We start from the raw sequence: 23,716 nt of genomic DNA, 5'->3' as shown, positions 1-23,716 counted from the left end.
CACTCGTGGTCGCAGCGGCAGCCTGGCCAAGCGCGCTTTGCGCCGTCACGGACGCGATGACTACGCCGCTCGCGCACGCACTCTTAAGTTCGCGCTGTGGCGGCGCGCCGCAGACTTTAGAATTTCTAGGACACTGCCCCGCGTGTTGGAGCGGCGCTTCCGCATTCTTGATCGCTGCGGCATTCGCAGCTGGCGCGCCTACTCGGCGACGGGTTCGCGCCGCAGCCTAATCAAGGCCTCGCTTCCAGCGGCCAACGGCAAAAGTTCAAGCGACTTGCCGTGACGAATTGTTCGCCGAATCTCCGGCAGCACCATCAAGAATCGTTGCTCATCAGTGGCCGCGGCGATGCTCGCACACTCACCCTCGCCTTGCGTCACAGGACCGATCGCAAGTGTTTCGCTAAAAGAGCTCAGCGGCGCTCTAAAATGATGACAGCCCGTAAAGCCGGTGACGGTCTCGGTTGCGATATCGAAGCTCATCCAGATATCGACATCTTGGCCCAAAGACGCGCCCGCGATCTGCTGAACCTGCCAGCGACCGTCAAGCGGCTCTTCACCCCCTTGGCACGCCGCCAATAAGAACGTCGCCGAAGCTGCCCAGATGAAGCGCTTCATGTTGTTTTCTCCGCTCGCCGCATCCGCATAAGCGGCATGATTGCAAAGACCACCAAAGTGAAGGCGTAGATGGCGCCGGCAGGGGTTGCAAAATATGTCAATTGATCGGTCAATGTCATGCCACGCAGACCAAAGCCAACGGCAAGATCCGCCACTTGTTGCAGCACGAGCGCGAGCACGCCAACCCAGAGCGCGCGCGCCCAACCAAGCTCAACGCGCCCCCACCTTAAAGAAAGAGGCGCCGCAAACCACATCGCGCAAACCAAAAAGGGCGCTTCTAAAAGCACAGCGATGGCCCTTCCCAGCCACGGCTCCAGCCAAAGCACGCGTGCGGGGCCCAGTATCAAACCGACCACGAAAACCAGCGCAAAATAGATCAGCGCAGCATAGAGCGCGCGAGATGGTCTTTCCGGCGCAGGATCGGTGACATTCATTGGGCGGTATAGCCGCCGTCGATAACGAGCTCCGATCCGGTCACGAACTTGGACTCGTCCGATGCAAGATAGAGCACGCCATAAGCGATATCGTCAGGCTCACCCAAATGTCCAACAGGATGGAGGCTCGCCACGAACGCTTTTGCCGCTTCCGGATCAGGTTGGGCCGCCAGATAGGTCTCAACCATTGGCGTCCATATGTAGCCGGGGTGCACAGAATTCACGCGGATCTTGTAACCAGCCTTTGCGCAGTGAAGCGCGGCAGATTTCGTAAAGATGCGAACCCCGCCCTTGCTTGCATTATACGCAGGCAGGTTTGGATCGCCGATTAAGCCCTCTATCGAAGACAGATTGATGATCGAGCCGCCGCCCGATTGTTTCATGACGCCGATCGCACGCTGGGTCCCAAGAAAGACTCCGTCCAAATTAACTGCCATCAGCGCGCGCCATTGCTGCAAGCTCGTTTGCTCGACATCGCCGCCTAGAGCCACGCCGGCATTGTTGACTAAAACACTTAGCCGACCGAACCGGCGCACCGTCGCAGCGATCACCGCATCCCAATCCGCCTCCGAAGAAACGTCCTGGCGCAGGAACATGGCTTCACCGCCCGCCTCGACAATCTCGTCGGCGACGCCGCGCCCTTCTTCCTCGCGCAGATCGGTGATCATCACCTTGGCGCCTTCGCGCGCCAATAGTATCGCGCAGGCGCGGCCAAGCCCGAGCGCCGCGCCCGTAACCAAAGCCACATGTCCTGCAACGCGGCCCATCAAAGCCTCCAGAAGTCGACCCAAGATGCTTGGCGCAACCTTGCGCCAATGCTTTGCGCCAAATCAACGAGGGGCGTCAGCCATTACCTTTCGCACCTTGGTGAGCAATTGGCCGTCCAAGAGCGGCTTTTCGACAATTTCGACACCAGCGAGCAAAGCCCGCGATTTGAGCTCACGCGAGGGGTGGCTTGTGATGAGAAAGCATGTTGCGCTCACGCCGTCGGCGCGCAGCTTGGCCAACAAGTTAAGGCCTGTGCCGCCCGGCAAGCGCTGATCAAGAATAAGACAGCGCCAGGCGCGCGGATTTTGCGCCAGAAGGGCTGATTCTGCATCGCTATAAGCAATCACGGGGATGCCGGCTGTCTCAAAGGCAAAGCAGATCGCATGACGAACGGCAGGATCGTCATCAACCAGAGCCACAACGGCGGGAGTACGCACAACCTGGTCCAAACTGGCTTTGAGTTTGGCCTGCTTTGCCAAGATCGATGTTGACTTGCCTCAAGAGCGCTCGATCAAAAGCGCCATCCGAACCAGTTCCGAAAGAGAATTAGCGTGCATCTTGGTCATGACGTTGGCGCGATAAATCTCAACCGTTCTGGGACTAATGCCCAATCTTAGCGCTGCCGCCTTGTTGGAATCGCCGGCGACAATGGCTTTGAACACATCTTTTTCACGCGCGGTAAGTTGCTCTGTGCGCTCAGAAATCAGCGCCAGCTCTTTATGACGCGACGCTTCATTGCCGCTCTCAGAAAGCGCGGTTCGCACCGCGCGCAAAAGCGCCTCATCCTCAAAAGGTTTCTCGAGAAAATCGATGACGCCAGCCTTCATCGCCTGCACAGCCAATGAGACGTCGCCATGACCGGTGAGCACAATAATTGGGTGCAAGACGCCCTTGCGCTTTAGCTCTTGCACCATCTCCAAGCCGTTCATCTCCGGCATGCGGATGTCGGTTATGATGCACCCTGGCTCAAGTTCGCCCGAGCGACCCAGCAATAAGCCCGCGCCTTCATAAGTGCGCGTTTCAAGATCTTCAGCATTCAGCAAGAACGCGATAGAATCTCGAAGCGGCGCATCATCATCAACGATATGAACAACCGGCCCGCTCATGCCATACTCTCCACCGGAGCTTGGCGCGCCAGTCTCAAAGTAAATCGGAAAATCGCCCCGCCGCCCGGATTTGGCTCGGTCCAGATCCGCCCACCGTGCGCTTCCACAATGGTCCGCGAAATCGAGAGGCCCACCCCCATGCCGCTCATCTTGGTCGTCACGAATGGTTGGAAGAGCTTTGCCGCCGCCGCCTCATCCACGCCCGGGCCGGTATCGATCACACTGACAACCGCCATATCATCGTCCTCGAGGGCGGTTGCGATCTTGAGTTCGCGCCGTGGATGCTCGGCCATGGCGTCAATCGCATTGCGCACCAAATTCAAGATCACCTGTTGAATTTGCACGCGATCAACAAGCACCAAATCGGCATCAAGCGCAAAATTGTAGCTGACCCGAACGCCGTGTTCCTTCGCGCCGACGAGGGCCAAAGCGCAGGCCTCCTGCACAAGTTTTGGCAAATCCTCGACCCGCCGCTCGGTCTCTCCCCGAGAGAGAAAATCCCGCAGGCGCCGAATAATCTCACCAGCACGCAATGCCTGGTCAGCGGCCTTTTCCAAAGCGTCTCCTGCGCGCGGCTCATTTACTCCGGCGCGCTCCAATAGACGCCGCGCACCGCTCAAATAATTGGCGAGCGCGCTGAGCGGCTGATTGAGCTCATGCGCCAGGGCCGAGGCCATCTCACCCATCGCACTCAAACGCGACATGTGAACAAGCTCAGATTGCAGCTCTTGGAGCCGCGTTTCCGTAGCTTGCCGCTCGGTCAAATCGCGTACAAAACCAGTGAACACGCGCCCGCGTTCAGAACGCACTTCACCGACTGCCAGCTCCATAGGAAACGTCGAGCCGTCCTTGCGTTCACCGACAACAATGCGCCCAATGCCGATGATCCGCCGCTCGCCGGTATCGAGATAGCGATTGAGATAATCATCGTGCTGCACGCGAAACGGCTGTGGCATCAACATTTTGACGTTACGGCCGAGGACCTCAGAAGCCGACCAGCCGAACATGCGCTCGGCGGCGGCGCTGTAAGATTGCATGACGCCGTGAGCGTCGATGACGATCAGCGCATCGGGGGCGGTGTCGTAAATTGAAAGCAGGTGCGCTTCGCGCTCAGCCAGAGCCCGCGAGGCATTAGCTTCGATACGCCGATTGCGAAAAAGCCAATCGCCGCCAATGGCGACGATCACGCCTATGATGGCAAATACCCAAAGCGAGGCGCCCTGCCCAGGTTGCGCATAGAATGCAGCGACGATCGACAACACCGTCGCGGCCAAGCCCGGCCCCAGGCCGCCGATCAGCGCTACGGCGCAGACAACCGGGGCAAACAAGATCAAGACCGGAACGGAAGGCGTCGCCCAGGCCAACAAGACGGCCACAATCGCCGTGACCGCGCACACAGCCGCCACGAGGGCGTAGGTCGACGCCTGGGGGCGAGCACGAAGCTCGGCCGCCAAGCGCCCTGAAAGGTGGGAAAACCGCATCACTTTCGCACCATAGCCTGCCAAACCGCCGCGCCAAGGCGACGATTGCGCCAGCGCCATCTCCTTTGAACTAAGGGTTTACCCTTAAGCGTTCGACCCGAATTTCCTCGCCCCGCGGCCAAGCGTACCCCAGAGCGCAGAGGAGAACCTTCCATGCGCGATCTCGGTATCGAAACGTCAGGCGGCCCCGCCCACCGTGTGTCCGATTCTATTGCCTTAGGTCCAGGTTTGGTCCTGCAGGGCACGCGCATGCACTTTCGCCGCAACGAAGAAGTGTTCGGAGAAGGCGAAGCGGCCGAGTACGTCTACCGCGTCGTTTCCGGCGCAGTTCGAACCATTCGCTTCTCAAGCGATGGCCGGCGCCAAATTTTGAACTTCTATTTGCCGGGCGATATCTTCGGCCTCGAATGCGGTGGCCAGCACACTCTCTCCGCCGAGGCTGTCGCCGATGCGGAGATATCTCTCGTTCGTCGTTCGTTGATCGACACGATCGCCACCCAAGACGGCTCTGCGGCGCGCGCCGTCATCACTATGATGCAGCGCCAATTACAAAACGCCCAGGAACACGCTTTGGTGCTGGGCCGCAAAGGCGCCGGCGAACGCGTCGCCGCCTTCCTTTTGCAGCTTGCCGATCGCGTGACATCGCAATGTGAGATCGATCTGCCGATGTCGCGCGCCGACATTGCCGATTATTTGGCGCTCACCATCGAAACCGTGTCGCGCGCCTTTACGCAAATGGAACGCGACAAGACCATCTCGCTGCCAAGTTCGCGCCACGTGGTTGTGCGTGATCGTTGTGCGCTGGAGCTTCTTGAAGCCGCCTGAGAAAGTCGCGTCATGAAGCTCGCGTTCGTCATCGTCTCGGCTCTTCTCGCCAGCGCATGCGCTTCGCACCAATCGGTGGAACAGCCGCCACAAGTAGCGCGCGGACAGACGCTCGTTGAACAACATTGCAGCACCTGCCACGCGACCGGCCGCATCGGCGACAGTCCGGCGCCGGAGGCGCCCCCATTCCGCAAGCTCTCTCAAAACTACCGGGTGGATGCACTTGAAGAAGCGTTCGCGGAAGGCATCAGCGTTGGCCACCCAGCGATGCCGCAATTTGCTTTCGCACCGGACGATGTAAGTGCGTTGGTCGCGTACCTGCAATCCATCCAGGACGCGCCATCATCCAGCGAGTAAAGCCCAAGATCAGTCTAGCGGCTCTTTACCATCGATCCGGTAGACAAGCGGCGTTTCATCGTGATCTCTGATGGTGACGTATTCACCGACCTCAAACCTGTGCTGCTCGAGCTTGAACACCGGCTCATCGTCATCAACGCCGCCGCGGTCATAGTCGAAGAACCAATTGTGTCCGCGCCGGGCTAAACGCCCTTCACGTACTGGCGCATCAGGCGAGAAGGCGCGTACCGAACAATCGCTGCGCCGCGCATGCCACAAATCCTCATCGATTTGCCCGTCCGCCGTGAGCGGCAGAACCAACAAGTATCCGTGTTCACGGCTGCCTTCGGCAAACCCCGCTTCAGGGTTGCGCGCCAAGTGCATCACAATTTTGGTGAGCGTCATGCTTTGGATCTCCAACCCGAAGACCATCGCTCATTCCAAGGCTCGCTGTCTTGACCCTAGTCAAGATCGCATAGGAGCTCGCTATTCACCAATCAAGCGCGGGCGTTGTAGGCGAGATACCCTCGCTCTACCATTCGGCGCATCGCATCGTAAGCCTCGGTCAACTCCTCAAAGGTCTTGCGGAGCACGCCAAGCTGCGCGACTTGATCGGGCGTCAGATTTGCGCCCTTCTCTGTCATCGCGATCGCGGCCGCTGCCCAGCGCGCACGTGCGTGAGCGGCAGCTACGGCCAAATGCTCAAATTTTGTAAGATCGATACGACCCAACGCCTGGGCCACAACCGTGCGATTGGCGGCGAATGCCGCATAATCGATCTGCTCAAGGTGGCCGCGCAATTTACGCTGTTCGGACGGATCCAGCACAGGTTCCGGCTCAAAACGCTCACTGCGAAGATGCGTGGAATTCGAAACGATACTTGACATGACAATCACCATACTTGCCGATCGGACTGCCGGCTGTCGGGTGATTGTAGGCAAACGCAGTTAAGCCCACGTGTGAGTAACAGCGATTTGCAGTGTTGTTAACTCTATCGCGTCGAGGCAGCCGCCAAACGCGCCGCCAGACGATGCAATTCGGCCAGAACCGCGCGCCGGAGCGTGCCATTGGCGGAGACCGCCGGCGAACGGAGCGCGCGCATTGCATCAACATGCACGCGAACTGCTTGCTCCGACACGTCTTCCTTGCGCTCGAGACTCAAAAGTTCGCAAAGATTGTGCGCCACATCGCTGAGTTCCGCCAAGCCAAGCGCGCCTGCTTCTGCGTAAATTTCGTTCGATAACGTGTAACGAGCGTCCGGATGGCCCTCACGTTTTGCTGCCGAAGAGATCGCCGCGATCTTTCCGTCGATTGCCAACAGGCAATCATCACGGATGGCGTCAATCGCGGCGTCCGCGCGATCAAGCGCGTCCACGACCCTCAACCCGCCTGGTTCTTTGAGCAAGCGCTTGAGGCGCACCTCAGGATAGAAAAAGCGGGCGCGCGTCATATGATAACCCGCTGTGGCTTGAGCATGGCGTTGACTTCATCCTGGGAAAGATTTGGTTCGGTCGCGTCACCGAGCGGCGCCTTCAAGTCCTCGGCGCGGCGCCCTTCACTGCCCGCAGGCGGTCCTTCGAATTTGAACCGCCGATCCGGACCGATATAGCTGCCACAATCGACAAACGGCCGCGTATCCTTGGCGACCCACAATAGCCGTTGCAACAAAACCACTGGGGCGAGCGGCTTTGCGACGACGAAATTAGCGCCGCTGTCGCGGGCGAGCGCAAGATCAGCCTTTCGAACGTGCCCGCAGACCAAGATGACGGGCATGCTGGCATTTGCACGCCCCGAATGGCGCAAATCGCGAACGCACTCATAGCCTTCGCCATTAGAAATAGAGGGGTCGATAATGAAAAGATCGGCGGTGCGCTGAGCGAGAAATTTCACCGCGTCCTTAAGATCACTGAAGCGGTGGACCGTCGAGACGCCAAAGCCCTTCAAGATTTGCGCGGTGACATCAAGAGAGTGCGCGCTGGCGTCGACCAACAAGATGCTGGCCTTGGTAAGATTAATGCGTGTGTCGGGGGCAAGCTCCGCCATCGGACCCTACAACACTTCCCAATTGTCTTGGCGGTCGTTGGCGCCTTCATGCGCGAGCCGGCGCCGAACGTCAGCGAGCGTCACACGATCCAGCGCCGCTTCAAGATCGATCTTTGCGTCGTCGCTGCACTCCACCGCCACTTGTTCGGAAAAATCCCGCAAGGCCGCGATGTGTTGAATAAGCACGTCAAGATGCTGCAATTCGGCAACGACGGCGCTATCGATCGCCGAGCGCACCGCGATGGCGCAAATCGTCTGCTCCACCTTTAGACCCAACACACGAATGCGCTCCAACTCTTGGCTCAAAGTGGCGATCGTGTCGGTTAAACGAGCGGTACCTCGCCCGTGTTCGGTGGAGATGGCGAGCGCGGTCAAAACAGCTCCACCTTTCCCGCCGATGGATCGACCGGCGCCGGCTGGAGCTGGCGTTCGGCCAAGAGTTCGCTGGCCTGTGTCGACTCAAGCAAGAGCTGGCTGGCGCGGCCAGTCGTCGGCCAAAAGCGCACACGCCTGGCGCGATCGCCGCCAAGGCTTTGACCCACACACGGAATACGTTCCAAGGCGAGGAAACGCAGCGCGAACGCCGCATTCTTCGCGCCGATATCACCAAGGCTTTGCACCACGTGGGCGCCGCCAAACAATTTGCCTTGAAGGCGAGATCTCGCCGCCCCCTCTTTGAGAAGTCCGTTGATCAGCAATTCCATGGCGTTCACGCCATATTTCACCTGATCGGGCCCGGCGCCTTCATCGCCCGGCAACAAGAAGTGGTTCATGCCGCCAACGCCGGCGACATCATCCCAAATACATGTCGCCACGCACGATCCAAGGATCGTTGATAGCACGATGCGTGGGTCACGTATGACGCGATACTCGCCCTGAACGACGTGCATGGTGCGCTCTTGCGGCGCAGATACAGCAATGCTCGTCATGTCAAAGCTCCAAAAACTTCTTCGATCTTCTGACGAAGCTGGAGCGGCGAAAATGGCTTAGTGATGTAATTGTTGACGCCGAATTGAATGGCGCGCTGGACAAGATCTTTGTCAGCACGGCCAGTCAGCATGATGAAAGCCGACTTCTTGGTTCCATCATGGGCGCGCACGGCGCGCAGAAGGCCAAGGCCGTCCATCTTGGGCATGTTGAAATCGGAGATGACAAGATGCGCCGGACGGCCAATGAGAGACTTAAACCCCTCTTCGCCATCGCCCGCATCGGCGATGTCGCGAAAGCCAATTTCCTGCAGGGCTGAACGAATAAGCGCGCGCATGGTCAGCTGATCGTCGACAACGAGCACTTTGATCGCGGCGGCGGCGGGCATTATGCGGCTCCCCGAATTTCCAGGGCGCACAAGTCAAGGATCGCGCGCGATATTGCGTTCAAGGGTAATTGCCGTTCCACTGCACCTACTTCCCAAGCGACTTTCGGCATTCCATAGACAACGCAGCTCGCTTCATCCTGACCAACGGTATTCGCGCCGCTTTCACGCATTGCACGAAGGCCGTCAGCGCCATCGCGGCCCATGCCGGTGAGAATGACGCCAACCGATCGGCGCCCGTAAGCGCGCATCACCGAGCGAAACAGAACGTCGACCGACGGCCGGTGGCCATTGACCGGATCGCTGGTGACCAAACGGCATCGCGGCTGAGAGCCGCCCGTCACCTCAAGGTGCGCCGCGCCACCAGGCGCGAGGTAAACATGGCCCGGCATAATCGGGGCGCCATCGCTTGCCTCCTGCACTTTCGGCGCGCACATTCTATCGAGACGCGCCGCAAAGCTTGCAGTGAACGTTGCTGGCATGTGCTGAGTAATCACCGTCGGTGGGCAGTTTGACGGAAAGCTGCTGAGCAGCGTATCCAACGCCTCAACGCCCCCGGTGGATGATCCAATGGCGAGAATTTTTGAGCCCGGCCTATAGCCTTGGATCGGCGCCTGGCCGGGCTGGCGTTGTCCGACGGGACGCACCCGCGCACGCGCAGCCGCCTTAACTTTCTCGGCCAAACCTTCAAAATCGGGTTTGCCGATACAGTCGATGGCCCCGAGTTCAAGCGCGTGCAGCGACACCGCTGCGCCAGCCTGCGTCAGTGTGGAGAGCATCAAGACCGGCATCGGTCGCAGGCGCATCAACCGTTCCAAAAACTCGATGCCATTCATCCGCGGCATCTCAACATCGAGCGTTATGACGTCCGGATTGAGCTGCTTGATCGCTTCGCGCGCGTCGATTGGATCGGCGGCCCAACCCACAACCTCAATTTCTGGATCACGGCCCAGCAAATTAGAGATCATGCTGCGGATGGTCGGCGAATCATCAACGATAAGGACGCGAACCTTGCTCATGCTGCGCCCTCCAGCTTGTAGATGGTAAGACCCGCGCTCTCGAAGCCCTCCACGTCAATGCGCTCAGAATGCCCGATGAAGAGACGCGCATCGGGGCACATGACTTCGCGAAAGCGACGCCAGACAAGCGCTTGGGTTTGCTCTTCGAAATAGATGACGACGTTTCTGCAGAAGATCACGTCGAACTGACCGCGCATTGGCCACGATCCAATGAGGTTGAGCTCATTGAAGGTAATCAGCGAGCGGACAGCATCTTTAACGCGCCATTGCTTGGCAGCGCCTTGGCGCTCTTGAGCAAGCCAGCGCTCGCGCGTCGCCGCAGGAATAGGCTCTATCGCCTCGTCGCGGTATACGCCCAAACGAGCACGCGCGAGGATCTTAGCGTCGATGTCGGACGCAAGAATCTTGATGTCATAGCGATCGGCATCCGGCAAAGCATCGAGCATTGTGAGCGCTATCGAATAGGGCTCCTCACCGCTCGAGCACGCCGCTGACCAAAGACGCACCCGCTTTCCATGCTTGGCCGCTTGAATCAGCGTCGGCGCAAGCTCTTGGCGGAGGTATTCAAAATGGTGAGGCTCACGAAAAAAGCGCGTGACGTTGGTAGTCAACGCATTGACCATCTCGTGGCGCTCATCGGCGCCGTCTTGGGTTTCTATATAACGGCAGTATTCATCGAAATCGCCAATGCCCAGGGCGCGCAGCCGCTTGGCCAAACGCGAATACACCAAAGCGGCCTTCGCATCGTTGAGCGAAATGCCGGTGTTCTCGCGCAAGAAGGTCGCGATCTGATCGAAATTGCGCTTCGTGAAGGGATATTCCCCTTCGACGATCGCGCTCTCTCGCGTGCGGAGGACAGCGCTGGCGCTCATGCCGCTTCCACGATCTCTTCAGAGGGCATGATCTCGTCGATCGCGATCCAGGAAATCATACGCCCTTCTTGAGCGATGATGCCGCGTACAAACCGGCCGACAGTATCGCAACCCACATTGGGTGTCGGCTGAACCGACGACATATCCGCCGCCAAAATCTCTGACACCGCGTCTACAAGCAGGCCCACGAGGCGCGAACCGATGTGGACAACGATAATGACGCTGCTCGGACGCGGATCGCACACGCCCAATCCAAGGCGGGCCTTAAGGTCGATAATCGGCAACACGGCGCCGCGCAGATTGATGACGCCGCGCACGTATGACGGCGAATGCGGCAGCGGCGTTGCCGGCGCCCAGCCGCGGATTTCCCGCACGGCCATGATGTCGAGACAAAATTCCTGGTCCGCGACACGGAAGGAAATTAGTTCCAGATTTTTGCCGAGTGACTCGTCTTTGCTCATGGCTCAGCTTGCTCGCGCTAAGGGGATGACACGTTCATTGAGGCGACGTTCCAGCATCGCTTCGATATCGAGGATGAGCGCCACACGCCCGTCACCCAAGATCGTTGCCGCCGCGATGCCGACGACTCGCTGAAAGTTCGCTTCAAGGCTCTTGATGACGACCTGGCGTTGGCCTTGGATTTCGTCGGCGACCAAAGCTGCGCGGCTAATGCCTTCGCTTTCAACCAAGAGCACAACGCCATTGGCTGGATCGACAGGTTTTGTGCGAATCCCGAGGGCGACGCCGACATCGATAAGCGGCACGTGCTCACCACGCACCAAGAGCACGGCGCCGGTAGGTCCGAGCGCGCGCACATCTTCCGGCTTCGGCCGCAGCGTTTCGATAATCGCCGTGAGCGGCGCGACCAAAGTTTGGTCGGAGGCGCTAATCACCATGCCGTCCAACACAGCCAGCGTCAGCGGCAGCGACAGCGAGAACTTCGAGCCTTTGCCGGGCTGCGAGGTGATCGCGATGCGTCCGCCGAGCGCTTGGATCGAACGCTTCACAACGTCCATGCCGACGCCGCGTCCGGAAATGTTCGACACCGACGATGCGGTCGAAAAGCCCGGCAGGAAGATCAGATTGTCAATTTCGTCGTCGCTGAGATTGGCTTCGGGGCTGATCAGGCCTTTTTTTATCGCGATCTCACGCACGCGCGGGCGATTGATGCCTTTGCCATCATCCGAGACCTCAATGACGATACGGCCGCTGCGATGAAGCGCCGACAATCTGACGACGCCTTCACCCTGCTTACCGGCGCCAATCCGCTCAGCGGGCGTTTCAAGGCCGTGATCGATCGCGTTGCGCAGCATGTGCGTGATCGGATCGGACAGTCGCTCAATCACCGTCTTGTCGACTTCGGTGCCCTCGCCTTCCATCACCAGGCGGACCTGCTTGCCAGTCGATGCCGCAATCTCGCGCACCAGGCGTGGCATACGCTGGAACACGGACTTCACCGGCTGCGCGCGGATCGCCATGACGCTGTCTTGAATTTGGCGCGTCAGTTGTTCCAGTTCATCGAGACCAAGTGTCACCGTCGATGATGGCGGCTGCTCGCTCTCCATCACACGCTGGGCGAGCATGGCCTGATTGATCACAAGCTCACCGACCAAATCGATGAGCCGATCAACACGTTCCAGATCAACACGGATGGTGGCGCTTGTGGGAGCGGTGGACTTATTGTCAGCCTTTGCTTCGGCTTTAGCAGCGCTAGATGCTTCCTGAGCAACCGGGAGCGCCTCGATAGTTTCCACCGGCGCGCTTACGGCAACGACCGGCGCCGGCGGCGCCTCGGGCACGAAAGGCAATTCCAGCTCAGAACCGGCGCGACGCAGTTTGATCGCGCAATCATCGCCGACAAAGTCGAAGACATCCAAAATCGCCTGCTCAGCGATCTCCGCGGCAAGCTCGACGGTCCAACCGCAATACGCCGCTTCCGCGTCCAGCGTTAAGAGATCCGGCAATAAGCTCACATCCAGCGTCGCTTTGATTTCACCGAGCCTGGCCAATTCTCGCAAGAACAGCGCAGCATCATGCCCCTTTGCGTACATTGCCGAGGTTGGCCGCATCGTGAGCATCCACGGCGCCGGGGCCTCCGGCTCCATGTCGAACTCTACTTTGAGCGGTGCAAAGCCCCACTCATCCTTTTCTAACTCGGCCGCGACCGGCGCAGCGTTCACGGCAGCCACGGGCGGTGCAGTCAGCGCTTCGAGTTCCTCTGACATCGCCTGAGCGCGTACGGCGTCGACGACACCTTCGCCTTTTGCGGCTTGAACGTGATCGGCCAACACATCTGAGGCGCGCAGCATAACTTTGAGCACATGTGGATCGGGGTCGAGGCGGCCGGAGCGCATTTCATCGAGAGATGTCTCAAACACATGCGCGAACTCGACCATGTCCTCGAAGCCGAACGCACCAGCGCCGCCTTTGATCGAGTGCACCGCGCGAAACACCGCATTGATGGTGTCGTTATCACCATCGCCCGTCTGCAACGCGAGCAGCCCCTCTTCCAGGCTTGCGAGCAGTTCGTCGCATTCCTGAAAGTATGTAGCTTTGATCGCGTCCATCGGGTCCATTAGATTTCGTCCTTAGGCGCAAACACGGCGAACGACTTCGATCAGCGTTTCGGCTTGAAACGGTTTCACGATCCAACCGGTAGCGCCCGCTTCGCGCGCGCGCGCTTTCTTCTCGGAGCTACTCTCGGTCGAGAGCACCAAGATGGGCACTGCCCGATAGCGATCATCGCACCGCACGCCTTCGATGAAGCCGTAACCATCGAGCTTGGGCATGTTGATGTCAGTGATGATGAGGTCCGGTTGAGCATCCCCCAAAACCGCAAGGCCCTCTTCGCCGTCTTCGGCTTGCACAACATCGAAGCCGGCGCCTTTCAGCACCATCAACAACATCTCTCGCATCATGCGCGAGTCATCCACGGTCAGAATTTTCTTGCTCACCTGATAATCTCCGAAGCCGTGAGCTCGTCTGCGGCCATCAAGCGGACGGCGTCAGCGAAGGGTTGTGAAGGATTGACCAAAGTGAACGGCACACCGTCCGCTTGCCAGGCCCGCTGCGCCGCAACGAGCACCTGAAGGCAAAGTCCTCCCAGGCGCTCTACGGCGGAGACATCAAGCTCGATCGGCTTGCCGCGTTGAGCACGGAGCGCAGCGCTGAGCGGAGCGGCGGCCGCCAAGTCTAAGATTGAAGCAAGTTGCATGCGCTTCCCCTTAGAAATCTTGCCAGTCGTCAGTCTTCGGCGCGGCGTTGCCGGCGGCGAACTGCGCAACACGCTTGCGCTGTTGCATCACCGGTTGGCTCGCGGCCGGCTTGCGCGCGCGGGTCTCAGCGTGTGCGCCGCCGCCGCTGTCGCCGACGCGGAAACGAGCAACGAGGTTCATCAGTTCGTCCGCCTCTTGCGTCAGCGAGTGGCTGGCGGCGGTCGATTCTTCCACCATGGCCGCGTTCTGCTGCGTGACCTGGTCCATCTGGTTGATGGCGGTGTTGACTTCGACAAGGGCCGTCGCTTGCTCTTGGGCCGACGCTGCGATCTCAGCGACGAGGCCGCTAATGTCGCTCACCTTATCGACGATGACTTCGAGCGCTTTGCCGGCCTCGCCGACGAGATCGACGCCGGTTTCGACGTGCTGCGAACTCATCGAGATGAGACCCTTGATCTCCTTGGCGGCTTCGGAAGAACGTTGCGCCAGAGCGCGCACTTCTGATGCAACCACCGCAAAGCCGCGGCCCGCTTCGCCCGCCCGCGCCGCTTCGACGCCAGCGTTGAGAGCAAGCAAATTGGTCTGGAAGGAGATTTCGTCGATGACGCCGATGATCTGCGAAATTTGCTTTGCCGACTTTTCGATTTCGGCCATAGCCGCAACCGTTTCACGAACGACGCGTCCGCTGGCTTCGGCGTCGGCGCGGGTCGCGACGACAACGCTGTTAGCTTGATTGGCGCCATCTGCAGTCTTGCGAACCGTCGCGGTGATTTCATCAAGCGCTGCGGCGGTTTCTTCAAGGCTGGCGGCCTGTTGCTCGGTGCGGCGAGACAAATCGTCTGCGGCTTGCGAGATCTCGTTGGCGCCGGTGCGAATGCCGCCGGCGTTCGAGACGATAACACCCATCGCCTTCTCAAGCTTTTCCATCGCGATATTGAAGTCTGCGCCCAGTTTCACGTAGGCGTCGGGCATATCGCTCATGCGCGCCGTGAGATCGCCACCGGCCAGGCTAGCGAATGCCGAGCCGAACAACTCGACGACGATCTGCTTTTGACGGTTCTCAGCTTCGAGCTGGCGCTCGCCGGCGCGAAGACGTTCAGTTTCAGCCTCGCGTCGCTCAAGTTCAACCGCTGTTGCGTCATTGGCGAGCTTGACAATTTTGAAGGGCTTGCCATTGCCGTCGAGGATCGGATTGTAGGTCGCCTCAAGCCAGACATCCTTGCCGTTCTTGCCGACGCGATGGAATTTACCGGACTGGAATTCACCGCGGCGCAGAGCGTCCCAGAACCCGGCATACTCGGAGGAGCCCGCTTCGTTCCCCGACATGAACATTGAATGGCGCCGGCCCTTTATTTCATCAAGACCATAGCCCACCGCCCGGCAGAAGGTGTCGTTGGCGTTCAAGATGGTGCCATCCAAGCCAAACTCGACGACCGCCTGCGAGCGGGTCAAAGCCGCGAGCACGCCAGCATTCATACGGCTCGCCGTCACATCATCCCATTGCAGAATGTTGCCGACATAATTGCGCTTGGCATCGAAGACAGCGCTGACGTTCAGAGCGAACTTGAAATCACCGACCGAAATATCGGTGCGGTAAGGCAAACGCGACGGGTCCGACAGCAATTGCCGCTGGTGCGACGGATTTTTATGGAACATGTCGATGTTGGAGCCGACAATTTGCTCAGGATTGAAGGTCGGCCAAACTTTGCGGAAGGTTTCGGCGTTGTTGCGCAACAACGCCATCGTCGCCGAGTTGGCGTAAATCACCTTAAAGTCGCGATCGACCATCATGGTGGCGACGGAGCTGCCTTCGAAGGCGGCGCTCTTATAGCTCGCCTCAAGCTGCACCGCCTGTTGACCCTCAAGACCGCTGCGCATCGCCTCAAGAGTGCTGGCGATCTTTCCCGTCTCGAACTTGTCATCCATGAATGGGACAGCGGTCTCGGTGCTACCCAAGCGCAGGCCGTCCATAACGTCGCCCAGCGCCTTGAAACGTTGATTGAGCCCCCGCGCCATCAAGAAGGAGCCGCCCGCCGCTGCAGCGAGCAACGCCAGGCAGGCCATGGCTTCAAGCCAAAGCTGTCGCGTCAGGCCATCAATGCGCTCTTGCAGCACCTGGTTGAGGCGCGTCGCCCCCACTTCCCAAGTCGCAGTCAAAATACGCGGGAAATCGGCTTCGGTAGTGTCAGAAGCAATCGTGGTGGCGCCAAGCAGCGCCCCGCGCTCCTCCTCAACCATTTGATCGCCGATACTGCTCGCCTCCAGCAATTGCGTCTCAAGCCCGGCCGCAAGATTTGGCGCGGCCGCGATCGCACGCCCAAAAGCTTCGCGCGTCATTCTCGTTGCGACCTCAAGCGCATCGATCTTGGCCGCCACGACATAGGAGCGGTTCGTGCCGGTTTCAGTTTCGATTACGGCGTCCAGAGTAGATTCCGCCACCACCATGTTGGGGATTCTGTTCACCAATCCGTCCATCAAGTAGAAGCTTGAAAGCTCGGGATCCAAAGTCAGTTTCGAGCCGTCCGCGATGGCGACAAACAACTGCGCCGCCGCTTCGTCGCGCGCGATACCAGGCGCACTATTGGCGAAGGCGGCAAATTCCTCGCTTGTGCCGAACAATTCGTTCAACTCATCGGAGTCTTCCACGGCGCAGCAATTGGCGCCCTGCCAAGCATTCCACACGCGATACATGTAGCCTGCGCCGGCTTGCTCGTGCCGCGCAATGCTCAAATCTTCGAGATCGCCCGTGACGGTCGAGTACAGCCCTGCTGCAGACGACAGCACAAAGAGCCCCGACACGATACCGAGCCGGGTGCCGATCGAAAGATGCGAGTTGAACTTCTTGAACATGGCTCAATGCTTCCTGTGTGCTTCAATGTCCAAACGGAGTGATGGCGAACCGGAGACCTGCGATCCAAAGATCCTCGCGATCCCGGTCTCCGTTGGGATCGAACACAATTTGCACGTCCGGCTGCAGGCGCAGCCAAGGCGTGACTTGGTCTGAATAAGTAAGTTCAAGGCCAGTCTCGGCGCGCGCGGCATCGATGCCGCCATCGCGCTGATTGGCGCGAAATTTTGAATCAAAGCGGCCTTGATAGGCGCCGATCGAAAGCTGGCTGTCGGGACGCGAGGGCGCGACGTTGGTGAACAAAAGTCCCGCTTGCCAACCACTATTATACGGCGTCGTATCCCCATCTGAGACGCCGAGCCGAACGAACGCCGTGGCGTCCATCCAAAGCTCACGCTCTGCCGTCAAATAGGCGCCCAATGCGCGTTGCGACACTGGATCGCCAAGTCCGTTGAGGAGCCGGATATCGCCCTGCTCCTCGGTATACGTCCAAGCGCCGATATCGATGCTGGTGGCGCCAGCCCAAGTGAGTTCGCCGATCACCAACGCGCCGTTGTCGAACGAAGTATCGACGCCGTCGGCGTCGCCCAAAACGCTCGCATTGGCGTTCACAACCGCGAACCGGCCGGAAACATGCTCTGAGAATTGCGTCGCAAACCGCAACGCCAAACCCGTCGACGGGAAGATGGAAGGGCCATTCGGTCCTGTCGCCGCGAGTTCAGAGCCAATCCCAAACGCCGGCGCGATCAGTAACCCGGCAGATTCGTTCGCGTAGAACTCGCTGTTGACGTCATAGAGGCCAGCGCGGGTGTTGATCGCGCCAATATTGGTCTCAACCCAGAATTCATAGAGGCGCGCGCCCTGCTGGGTAACTTCAATATTGTCGACGCCCTGCAACGTGCCAGCCCTATCGTTCGGCGCACCACCGGCATTGTTGAGCAGATGCACGAACACGCTGGTATCGCGCCAGCCTGCAAGGCGCTGCATGTCGAACGTCGCTGCGATATCGAGGTTATCGAGATATTCGCCCTGCCGGTTCGCGCCGGCGATCGGACCTAGAACATCACCGGTATATTCAAGCTCGAACGCAACAGCATCATCAGCATGAGCAAGGGCGGGCGACAGACACGCGAGTGCGCCTGCCAATGCACTTGAAGCGACAAGGTGGTGCGAAAAAGCACGCCGGTTCATTCCGGCAGTGTGGGTTGAGGCCAGTAAACCGCTGTTTTCCGACGACCGCGAAACCCGTAGTCCTCCCGGACTAAACGGCCGCTTGATTTGCACTAAGCCCTCATAGCTCTCACGAACTATGTCGAAGATATAGGCCGCCACGCTTGTTTCCCCGCGCGCGCTTACAACTATCGACAATCACAATCGATTTTGTACGTAAGCATCGCTGGCGGGCAGACTGCGCGCATCGTGCGGAATGCTGCGTTAAGCGAAACGCGTCGAACGATTGATAAATCTCATTGCGAAAGATCAAGGCTCACGCGCTGAATGTCGTCAGCGTAAGCAAAGACTTCGAGCAAACCACAAAATGCAGGTAGCGACATTGAGTACTGAAATCACGTCCCAGTGTAAGGGATGTGCGTTCGCTGAGACTGGCGAATGTCCTGCAGGCAAAAGCTTTCCAGGCGGCCCGCTCCGCCGTGTAGCGCGCAAGCGATTCGAACCTGGCGAAGAGATCTACAAGGACAACGAGACGCCCAACACGGTCGCGATCGTTCGATCAGGCTGGGCAATGCAGAGTGTGCCCATGAAGGGTGGTGGGCGCCAAATTCTCACATTCTTGGTCACGGGCGATGTCTTTGACCAAGATGCCGTGATGCTTACCCAGACGCCAACCATGTTTGCGTCTTCAGCACTGACGCCGACAGAGGTCTGCTTTTTCTCGATCGATGAGTACCGCGCGCGGCTTCAAGGCGACATTCGCTCTCGCCGCTACGCCAAACGACATATACGCCGTCACCAGGCCCTGATGGCCAAACACATGATAGACATCGGCAGGCGGCGCGCGCCCGGGCGTTTGGCCGGCTTCCTGCTTGAGCTGCGCCAGCGATTGTCAGAGCGCGGGCTCATGCGCGAGGAAGCCATGCCCTTCCCCTTCACTCAGGAAGACATCGCCGACGCACTCGGTCTCACACACGCGCATGTCAACCGCACCTTGAAAGATCTCCGCCAGACCGGCGTCATTGAGTATAGCCCCGGCTCCCTCCGCATCCTCGACGTGGCGGCGCTGGCGGCGCTGGCGCCGGGCGCTATTCCAATCGCCTGACCGCCGGCCACCCGCGCCTGCACTTTTGTCACAGACTTTAAACGCCCTGTGGAACCAGGCGTTAGCCCTATTGTGCGATCATCGCCATGAGCATTGAGAAGAAGTCTCATGGCCCTAAAGCAGGCGCGCGATAAATTCTGGGCTGTGGCGGCGATGGGCTTAGCAGCCATCGCAACGCTCGCCTTCGGCATCTTTGTCTTCGCACAAAGAAGCGATGCTCTTGCCCGTGAACGGGAAGAATCCGTTATCACTAACGGGCTCGCCGCCCGCGTTCACGAAATCGAGCACCTCGTTGTACCCAACGCCGTATGGGACGACTCGGTCCGCAACCTCGACAATCATTTCAACGCGGCATGGGCCCATGACAATATCGGCCAATTCTACGAGAGCACCGGCGGCTTCGGCTTCGCCATCGTCTTGGACGCCAACGACAATGTTCGATACGCCATGCTTAATGGCGAAGACGCTGCACCATCTGAAGCTGCAGAGCACCAGACTACTGCGATAGCGGAAATTAGAACCGTCCGCGAGCGCGAGCGCGAGACCCGCCTCAATCGCGACGCCTTAGCAAACGCCAATCAGGCGAGCTCCATTCACTGGATCAACAATCGACTTTTCATCGTAACCGCAACACTCGTGCAGCCCGATTTTGGCCGCGCGCAATTGATCCACGAGCAAGCGCCGATTGTGCTGACCGGGCGCGAATTGGACCAAGACTTCCTCTCCGCATTTGCCGACCGCTACATGCTGGAAGATCTGCACTTGCATGAAGGCGATGCTATGAGCGAGCCAGCTCAGGCGCACGCGCCATTACGCAACGCAGGAGGCGACATCGTCGCAACCGTTGACTGGATCCCCGAGCAGCCAGGCATTGATCTCCTCTGGGAAGCACTTCCGGCGGTGATCGCACTCTTCACCGTGATGCTCGGCATCACGCTTGCGCTCTTTCTTCGCGCCCAGAATGCACGCAAAGGCCTCGAACTCAGCGAACAACGCTCGGCGCACATGGCGCGTCATGACAGCCTGACCCGCCTTCCCAATCGTGTTCACTTCGAAGAACTCATGTTCGACGCCGTCGTGCATGCAGCCAAGGCTAACTCGCCCTTCGGCGTCCTCTGCGTTGACCTCGATCGGTTCAAGGAACTCAACGACACTTATGGCCACGACATTGGCGATGAAGCGCTGAAACAAGCCGCCGAGCGCATCGCTTTGCGCGCCGGCGCCGGCAACGCTTGTGCGCGCCTCGACGGCGATGGATTTGCAGTGCTTGCCAGAGGATCGGGACGAGACGTTCAAGTCCTTGCCGATGAGATCGTCGCGGCTCTCGGGGCGCCTTTTGAACTTAGCGTCGGGGCGCGTCTGATCGGTTGCAGCATTGGTGTTGCGCTTTCTGACAAGGAGATCTTCGAACCGCTTGAAATGCTGCGGCGCGCCGACATGGCGCTCTTCCGCGCCAAAGCCGAAGGACGCGGCTGCTATCGCGTCTTCGACGATGCGATGGACGAAGAGCTGAAAACCAGGCGCGAACTGCGGGATGATTTGCGCACCGATCTTGCCGAAGGTCGCCTACAAATGGTCTATCAGCCTCAAGTTCGACTTTCCGGAGAGGTGGTCGGCGTCGAGGCGCTGGTGCGCTGGACGCACCGCACCAAAGGCCCTATTTCACCGGCAATCTTCGTTCCGCTCGCCGAAGAGTCCGGCCTCATTCAAGCGCTGGGTGAGTTCACGCTTCGGCAGGCCGCCAAGGACAGCCTGCGCTGGCCCGGCATCAAAACCGCGGTCAACGCGTCGGCGACCCAATTGCAAACACCAGGCTTCGTCGACAAAGTTCGCGAGATCGTCACTGAGGTCGGATCTCGGCCGAGCTGGATTGAGATCGAACTCACCGAAGGCGTTCTGTTCACCAACGAACAGCAAATGCGGGAAGCCCTGAGCGAGCTCCACGACTGCGGCTTCTCTATCGCGCTCGATGATTTCGGCACCGGCTATTCAAGCCTTAGCTACCTGCCGCGCTTCCCGATCGACAAAATCAAGATTGATCGCTCGTTCGTCACCGAGCTCGGACATGACGCCAAGTCCGACGCGCTCTTCGGTGCAATCGTGAGACTTGCTCAAGCTCTAGGCATGCGCGTCATCGCTGAAGGCGTCGAAACTCACGAGCAATGGTTGCGGCTGACGGCTGCTGGCTGCCCTAAGGTCCAAGGGTATGTGTGCAGCAAGCCGCTTTCAGCCGACGCGACGGTGGCGTTCATCCAACACCTCGATGGCGACGGCGAGCGCCCAAGCGTTATGTCGGCCTAAAGTATCAGGCCGCTCGCTGTGCGTTGCGCTTGCGCGGCAAGCCATCAACGAGATCTGATTTGACTTCAAATCGGGCCGAACGGGTAACGGGGTGGAAGCCCTTCTCCTCAAGGCTCAGCAGAACTTCATAGCCGCGCGCGCGCCAATATTCTTCAATCAGATCAGCAAGAGCCGCAGCGCCGGTCCGGGTTGAGTAATCTTGATCGTTGTCCTCACGCATGACTCACCTCCAAGGCAAGGCTAAGCCGCGCCGAGCAGGCTAGAGGTGAATGACAGGCTCGATTTTCATTGATTTTTATCACCGCGCTCAAGCGCAAAGCTCAACCGGCACTCGACGCCGCGACCGCCTCCGCCCGGCGCAGAACGCGCAGCAGATTGCCGCCGGCCAAGCGCGCCAAATCGGCATCAGACCAGCCACGTCGCATCAATTCCGCAAATAGGTTGGGATAGCCGTCAACACCATCCAAACCCGCGGGCAAGAATGGCACGCCATCCATATCCGCGCCGATGCCAACATTCTCCACGCCGGCAACATCACGGATATGCTCGATGTGGTCGGCAACCTCTGCAACGCTGGCCAGCGGACGAGGCGTCGCCGCTTCCCATTGCGTCATCGCCGCGCGAACCGCGTCTGGATCATTGGGATGCAGGGCCTTTTGGCGCGCCTCTTCACCTGCGCGTTGGGCGCTCCAAGCGCGAACCTCTTCCGAGACAAAGCCCGGATAGAAGTTCACCATCACCACGCCGCCATTTTGATGAACCAATTGAAGCACATCATCGGGCACGTTGCGCGGATGCGCGGTCAGCGCGTAGGCGGAAGAGTGCGAAAAGATCACCGGCGCCGACGCAACCTGGAGCGCATCGCGCATCGCATCGGCGGAAACGTGACTGAGATCAACCAGCATGCCGATGCGGTTCATCTCGCGGACAACTTCTTCCCCGAACGGACTTAAGCCGCCATGGCGCGGCGCATCAGTGGCGCTATCGACCCATGCCGTCGTCTTGGCGTGGCAAAGCGTCATGTAGAGCACGCCCTGCGCGCGGAAGCTTCGCAGCACTGCAAGGTTTGAATTGATCGGCTCGCCGCCTTCCATACCAATCATCGAAGCGATTTGACCGCGGCGATGAATGCGCACGATGTCGTCGGCACTCTCGGCGAAAGCAAAGACGGTCGGATACCTCGCGATGAGCTGGCGCACGACATCAATCTGCACCTCTACCGCCTCGGCCGCCTGGGCTCCTTGCAATTCTGCTGGAACGTAGACTGACCAAAACTGCGCGCCGATGTGACCGTGCCGAAGGCGTGGAATGTCTGTGTGAAGCGACGGCGTCAGACGGCTGGTATCTTGCGTCAGGTCGAGCCGCGTTATGTCACCGCCGAAATTGTCCTTGACCTGATCGGGCAGATCATTGTGTCCATCGATGAGCGGCGTGCGCGATAGAATGCGCTCGATGCGATTTTGCTCACGAGGCGTTGGCGCTACAGATTGACCCCATGCCGGGGTGGCGAGTGAAAGCGCAATCGCGCCAAGAACCGCAAATCTCAAATGCATCCCCTGCTCTTAGCAACACACTCCAAGACAAGCATCAGCCAGCTCTTCGAACGCCGGCCCACCTCGAATTGGATCACCGACCGGAACGCCGAGAGCTTCTCGCTCACGCGCCAGCAAATCTGCCGCCTCGCTTGCGCTCAAACTCGACGTATTGAGGCTGACGCCCGCAAAACGAACGTTTGGATTGGTGCGCGAACCTAGGCGGAGCGCAAGATCGGCCACCTCACTCACCGTGGGAAGCCTGTAAGTTGGATAGCCAAGCACATGCGTTCGTGCTGCGTCATGACAAACGACGATCACGTCAGGCTGGCTTCCGTGCAACAGCCCCAGCGAAACACCCGCGTATGCAGGATAAAAAAGCGATCCCTGGCCTTCCACAACATCCCAGTGATCCGGCTTGTTATCTGGGCTCAGCATCTCCGCCGCGTCTATCGGCATGCCACCGCCGCCCCCACCCAACCCGCACCATCTGATAAGCGTTTCAGAGACTAGCGTGGGAGACACACCAGCGGCAATTACTAAGCCTCCCGCGCCCCACACGCGTAACCCGACAACTGCCGGAGGTGCGAAAAGGCAAAGCAAGGGGACACACTGCCCCGCCCTTCGCCTAGCGCGTGCGCGCCGCCACAAGGGGCGCACAAGCGCTCGTTCGACCTCACATTGATCTCGCTCAAGACCTCCGGCGCCTGACCCTATTGGATAGCATGGCGTGT

Annotated in this window: 28 protein-coding genes; 4 read left to right on the top strand and 24 right to left on the bottom strand. The window is 59.3% G+C overall.

Translation table 11 applies throughout. The annotated features are described in order from the left end of the window. Positions 1–198: 198 nt before the first annotated feature. The 6 genes from ATE48_RS13105 to ATE48_RS13080 form a co-directional block, all read right to left on the bottom strand. On the bottom strand, positions 199–615 hold the full coding sequence (locus tag ATE48_RS13105) for an META domain-containing protein (protein WP_066772210.1): 417 nt from the start codon (positions 613–615) through the stop codon (positions 199–201). After that, positions 612–1,049 carry a hypothetical protein gene (locus ATE48_RS13100; protein WP_066772208.1) on the bottom strand — a complete coding sequence of 146 codons (438 nt, stop codon included), beginning with the start codon at positions 1,047–1,049 and terminating at the stop codon, positions 612–614. The genes ATE48_RS13105 and ATE48_RS13100 overlap by 4 nt, the downstream gene beginning before the upstream one ends. Next, positions 1,046–1,816, bottom strand: coding sequence for an SDR family oxidoreductase (locus ATE48_RS13095; protein WP_066772206.1), 771 nt, complete (start codon positions 1,814–1,816; stop codon positions 1,046–1,048). The genes ATE48_RS13100 and ATE48_RS13095 overlap by 4 nt, the downstream gene beginning before the upstream one ends. 63 nt (positions 1,817–1,879) lie before the next feature. Beyond that, entirely contained in the window at positions 1,880–2,254 is a 375-nt protein-coding gene (locus ATE48_RS13090; protein WP_066775078.1) for a response regulator transcription factor, read from the bottom strand. 60 nt (positions 2,255–2,314) lie between these two features. Continuing rightward, positions 2,315–2,923 (bottom strand): response regulator FixJ, encoded by a 609-nt coding sequence (gene fixJ / locus ATE48_RS13085; RefSeq protein ID WP_066772204.1) that lies wholly within the window; start codon positions 2,921–2,923, stop codon positions 2,315–2,317. Next, the gene (locus ATE48_RS13080; RefSeq protein ID WP_066775074.1) at positions 2,920–4,404 is read right to left on the bottom strand and encodes a PAS domain S-box protein; all 1,485 of its coding nucleotides are present in this window, start codon (positions 4,402–4,404) and stop codon (positions 2,920–2,922) included. The genes fixJ and ATE48_RS13080 overlap by 4 nt, the downstream gene beginning before the upstream one ends. Positions 4,405–4,557: 153 nt before the next feature. Between ATE48_RS13080 and ATE48_RS13075 the strand changes: the two genes are divergently transcribed. After that, the gene (locus ATE48_RS13075; RefSeq protein WP_066772202.1) at positions 4,558–5,229 is read left to right on the top strand and encodes a helix-turn-helix domain-containing protein; all 672 of its coding nucleotides are present in this window, start codon (positions 4,558–4,560) and stop codon (positions 5,227–5,229) included. Positions 5,230–5,241: 12 nt separating this feature from the next. After that, positions 5,242–5,586 carry a c-type cytochrome gene (locus ATE48_RS13070; RefSeq protein WP_066772200.1) on the top strand — a complete coding sequence of 115 codons (345 nt, stop codon included), beginning with the start codon at positions 5,242–5,244 and terminating at the stop codon, positions 5,584–5,586. 9 nt (positions 5,587–5,595) lie between these two features. Here the strand turns inward: ATE48_RS13070 and ATE48_RS13065 are convergent, their stop codons facing one another. The 15 genes from ATE48_RS13065 to ATE48_RS12995 form a co-directional block, all read right to left on the bottom strand. Beyond that, complete coding sequence (locus ATE48_RS13065; protein WP_228126616.1) at positions 5,596–5,997, bottom strand: hypothetical protein; 402 nt, start codon at positions 5,995–5,997, stop codon at positions 5,596–5,598. A gap of 65 nt (positions 5,998–6,062) precedes the next feature. Next, positions 6,063–6,452 carry a hypothetical protein gene (locus ATE48_RS13060; protein WP_066775064.1) on the bottom strand — a complete coding sequence of 130 codons (390 nt, stop codon included), beginning with the start codon at positions 6,450–6,452 and terminating at the stop codon, positions 6,063–6,065. Positions 6,453–6,556: 104 nt separating this feature from the next. Further along, positions 6,557–7,015 carry a hypothetical protein gene (locus ATE48_RS13055; protein ID WP_066772198.1) on the bottom strand — a complete coding sequence of 153 codons (459 nt, stop codon included), beginning with the start codon at positions 7,013–7,015 and terminating at the stop codon, positions 6,557–6,559. Further along, complete coding sequence (locus tag ATE48_RS13050; RefSeq protein ID WP_066772195.1) at positions 7,012–7,608, bottom strand: response regulator; 597 nt, start codon at positions 7,606–7,608, stop codon at positions 7,012–7,014. The genes ATE48_RS13055 and ATE48_RS13050 overlap by 4 nt, the downstream gene beginning before the upstream one ends. Before the next feature lie 6 nt (positions 7,609–7,614). Beyond that, complete coding sequence (locus tag ATE48_RS13045; protein ID WP_066772193.1) at positions 7,615–7,983, bottom strand: hypothetical protein; 369 nt, start codon at positions 7,981–7,983, stop codon at positions 7,615–7,617. Further along, positions 7,980–8,537, bottom strand: a complete 558-nt coding sequence (locus ATE48_RS13040; RefSeq protein ID WP_066772191.1) for a chemotaxis protein CheD — start codon at positions 8,535–8,537, stop codon at positions 7,980–7,982. The genes ATE48_RS13045 and ATE48_RS13040 overlap by 4 nt, the downstream gene beginning before the upstream one ends. Next, positions 8,534–8,923 (bottom strand): response regulator, encoded by a 390-nt coding sequence (locus tag ATE48_RS13035; RefSeq protein WP_066772188.1) that lies wholly within the window; start codon positions 8,921–8,923, stop codon positions 8,534–8,536. The genes ATE48_RS13040 and ATE48_RS13035 overlap by 4 nt, the downstream gene beginning before the upstream one ends. Continuing rightward, positions 8,923–9,939, bottom strand: coding sequence for a protein-glutamate methylesterase/protein-glutamine glutaminase (locus ATE48_RS13030; RefSeq protein WP_066772187.1), 1,017 nt, complete (start codon positions 9,937–9,939; stop codon positions 8,923–8,925). The genes ATE48_RS13035 and ATE48_RS13030 overlap by 1 nt, the downstream gene beginning before the upstream one ends. Further along, positions 9,936–10,811 carry a CheR family methyltransferase gene (locus ATE48_RS13025; RefSeq protein WP_066772185.1) on the bottom strand — a complete coding sequence of 292 codons (876 nt, stop codon included), beginning with the start codon at positions 10,809–10,811 and terminating at the stop codon, positions 9,936–9,938. Before ATE48_RS13025 ends, ATE48_RS13030 begins: the two co-directional genes overlap by 4 nt. Continuing rightward, entirely contained in the window at positions 10,808–11,272 is a 465-nt protein-coding gene (locus tag ATE48_RS13020; protein ID WP_066772180.1) for a chemotaxis protein CheW, read from the bottom strand. Before ATE48_RS13020 ends, ATE48_RS13025 begins: the two co-directional genes overlap by 4 nt. A gap of 3 nt (positions 11,273–11,275) precedes the next feature. Next, positions 11,276–13,387 carry a chemotaxis protein CheA gene (locus ATE48_RS13015; protein ID WP_066772176.1) on the bottom strand — a complete coding sequence of 704 codons (2,112 nt, stop codon included), beginning with the start codon at positions 13,385–13,387 and terminating at the stop codon, positions 11,276–11,278. A 12-nt stretch (positions 13,388–13,399) separates the two neighbouring features. Further along, a complete protein-coding gene (locus ATE48_RS13010) occupies positions 13,400–13,765 on the bottom strand; it encodes a response regulator (RefSeq protein ID WP_066772174.1) in 366 nt (121 codons plus the stop codon). Beyond that, on the bottom strand, positions 13,762–14,025 hold the full coding sequence (locus ATE48_RS13005; RefSeq protein ID WP_066772172.1) for an STAS domain-containing protein: 264 nt from the start codon (positions 14,023–14,025) through the stop codon (positions 13,762–13,764). The genes ATE48_RS13010 and ATE48_RS13005 overlap by 4 nt, the downstream gene beginning before the upstream one ends. Positions 14,026–14,035: 10 nt before the next feature. After that, the gene (locus ATE48_RS13000; protein ID WP_066772171.1) at positions 14,036–16,876 is read right to left on the bottom strand and encodes a methyl-accepting chemotaxis protein; all 2,841 of its coding nucleotides are present in this window, start codon (positions 16,874–16,876) and stop codon (positions 14,036–14,038) included. A 22-nt stretch (positions 16,877–16,898) separates the two neighbouring features. Beyond that, positions 16,899–18,206, bottom strand: coding sequence for a carbohydrate porin (locus ATE48_RS12995; protein ID WP_228126615.1), 1,308 nt, complete (start codon positions 18,204–18,206; stop codon positions 16,899–16,901). Positions 18,207–18,426: 220 nt separating this feature from the next. Between ATE48_RS12995 and ATE48_RS12990 the strand changes: the two genes are divergently transcribed. Together ATE48_RS12990 and ATE48_RS12985 are read left to right on the top strand one after the other, a co-directional pair. Next, positions 18,427–19,149 (top strand): Crp/Fnr family transcriptional regulator, encoded by a 723-nt coding sequence (locus ATE48_RS12990; protein ID WP_228126614.1) that lies wholly within the window; start codon positions 18,427–18,429, stop codon positions 19,147–19,149. A gap of 108 nt (positions 19,150–19,257) precedes the next feature. After that, positions 19,258–21,450 (top strand): putative bifunctional diguanylate cyclase/phosphodiesterase, encoded by a 2,193-nt coding sequence (locus tag ATE48_RS12985; RefSeq protein ID WP_066772166.1) that lies wholly within the window; start codon positions 19,258–19,260, stop codon positions 21,448–21,450. Positions 21,451–21,454: 4 nt separating this feature from the next. Here the strand turns inward: ATE48_RS12985 and ATE48_RS12980 are convergent, their stop codons facing one another. The 3 genes from ATE48_RS12980 to ATE48_RS12970 form a co-directional block, all read right to left on the bottom strand. Beyond that, positions 21,455–21,670: a hypothetical protein gene (locus tag ATE48_RS12980; protein ID WP_066772163.1), complete on the bottom strand. Its 216-nt coding sequence runs from the start codon at positions 21,668–21,670 to the stop codon at positions 21,455–21,457. A gap of 100 nt (positions 21,671–21,770) precedes the next feature. Further along, complete coding sequence (locus ATE48_RS12975; protein ID WP_066772162.1) at positions 21,771–23,003, bottom strand: dipeptidase; 1,233 nt, start codon at positions 23,001–23,003, stop codon at positions 21,771–21,773. A 9-nt stretch (positions 23,004–23,012) separates the two neighbouring features. Then, positions 23,013–23,441, bottom strand: coding sequence for a DUF1611 domain-containing protein (locus tag ATE48_RS12970; RefSeq protein WP_066772160.1), 429 nt, complete (start codon positions 23,439–23,441; stop codon positions 23,013–23,015). Positions 23,442–23,716: the final 275 nt, after the last annotated feature.

It is taken from the genome of Candidatus Viadribacter manganicus (assembly GCF_001679665.1).
Classification (GTDB): domain Bacteria; phylum Pseudomonadota; class Alphaproteobacteria; order Caulobacterales; family Aquidulcibacteraceae; genus Vitreimonas; species Vitreimonas manganica.
The sequence above is the reverse complement of the archived record's forward strand: the minus strand, read 5'-3'. Positions and strand labels throughout refer to the sequence as shown.

Coding starts and splice junctions, on each gene's coding strand:
- ATE48_RS13020 (WP_066772180.1), bottom strand. CDS start 11,272: ATGAGCAAAGACGAGTCACTCGGCAAAAATCTGGAACTAATTTCCTTC.
- ATE48_RS13000 (WP_066772171.1), bottom strand. CDS start 16,876: ATGTTCAAGAAGTTCAACTCGCATCTTTCGATCGGCACCCGGCTCGGT.
- ATE48_RS13040 (WP_066772191.1), bottom strand. CDS start 8,537: ATGACGAGCATTGCTGTATCTGCGCCGCAAGAGCGCACCATGCACGTC.
- ATE48_RS13050 (WP_066772195.1), bottom strand. CDS start 7,608: ATGGCGGAGCTTGCCCCCGACACACGCATTAATCTTACCAAGGCCAGC.
- ATE48_RS13070 (WP_066772200.1), top strand. CDS start 5,242: ATGAAGCTCGCGTTCGTCATCGTCTCGGCTCTTCTCGCCAGCGCATGC.
- ATE48_RS13015 (WP_066772176.1), bottom strand. CDS start 13,387: ATGGACCCGATGGACGCGATCAAAGCTACATACTTTCAGGAATGCGAC.
- ATE48_RS13065 (WP_228126616.1), bottom strand. CDS start 5,997: ATGGTCTTCGGGTTGGAGATCCAAAGCATGACGCTCACCAAAATTGTG.
- ATE48_RS12970 (WP_066772160.1), bottom strand. CDS start 23,441: ATGCCGATAGACGCGGCGGAGATGCTGAGCCCAGATAACAAGCCGGAT.
- ATE48_RS13095 (WP_066772206.1), bottom strand. CDS start 1,816: ATGGGCCGCGTTGCAGGACATGTGGCTTTGGTTACGGGCGCGGCGCTC.
- ATE48_RS13075 (WP_066772202.1), top strand. CDS start 4,558: ATGCGCGATCTCGGTATCGAAACGTCAGGCGGCCCCGCCCACCGTGTG.
- ATE48_RS12985 (WP_066772166.1), top strand. CDS start 19,258: ATGGCCCTAAAGCAGGCGCGCGATAAATTCTGGGCTGTGGCGGCGATG.
- ATE48_RS13035 (WP_066772188.1), bottom strand. CDS start 8,923: ATGCCCGCCGCCGCCGCGATCAAAGTGCTCGTTGTCGACGATCAGCTG.
- ATE48_RS13030 (WP_066772187.1), bottom strand. CDS start 9,939: ATGAGCAAGGTTCGCGTCCTTATCGTTGATGATTCGCCGACCATCCGC.
- ATE48_RS13105 (WP_066772210.1), bottom strand. CDS start 615: ATGAAGCGCTTCATCTGGGCAGCTTCGGCGACGTTCTTATTGGCGGCG.
- ATE48_RS13080 (WP_066775074.1), bottom strand. CDS start 4,404: ATGCGGTTTTCCCACCTTTCAGGGCGCTTGGCGGCCGAGCTTCGTGCT.
- ATE48_RS13005 (WP_066772172.1), bottom strand. CDS start 14,025: ATGCAACTTGCTTCAATCTTAGACTTGGCGGCCGCCGCTCCGCTCAGC.
- ATE48_RS13100 (WP_066772208.1), bottom strand. CDS start 1,049: ATGAATGTCACCGATCCTGCGCCGGAAAGACCATCTCGCGCGCTCTAT.
- fixJ (WP_066772204.1), bottom strand. CDS start 2,923: ATGAGCGGGCCGGTTGTTCATATCGTTGATGATGATGCGCCGCTTCGA.
- ATE48_RS12975 (WP_066772162.1), bottom strand. CDS start 23,003: ATGCATTTGAGATTTGCGGTTCTTGGCGCGATTGCGCTTTCACTCGCC.
- ATE48_RS12980 (WP_066772163.1), bottom strand. CDS start 21,670: ATGCGTGAGGACAACGATCAAGATTACTCAACCCGGACCGGCGCTGCG.
- ATE48_RS13055 (WP_066772198.1), bottom strand. CDS start 7,015: ATGACGCGCGCCCGCTTTTTCTATCCTGAGGTGCGCCTCAAGCGCTTG.
- ATE48_RS13025 (WP_066772185.1), bottom strand. CDS start 10,811: ATGAGCGCCAGCGCTGTCCTCCGCACGCGAGAGAGCGCGATCGTCGAA.
- ATE48_RS13060 (WP_066775064.1), bottom strand. CDS start 6,452: ATGTCAAGTATCGTTTCGAATTCCACGCATCTTCGCAGTGAGCGTTTT.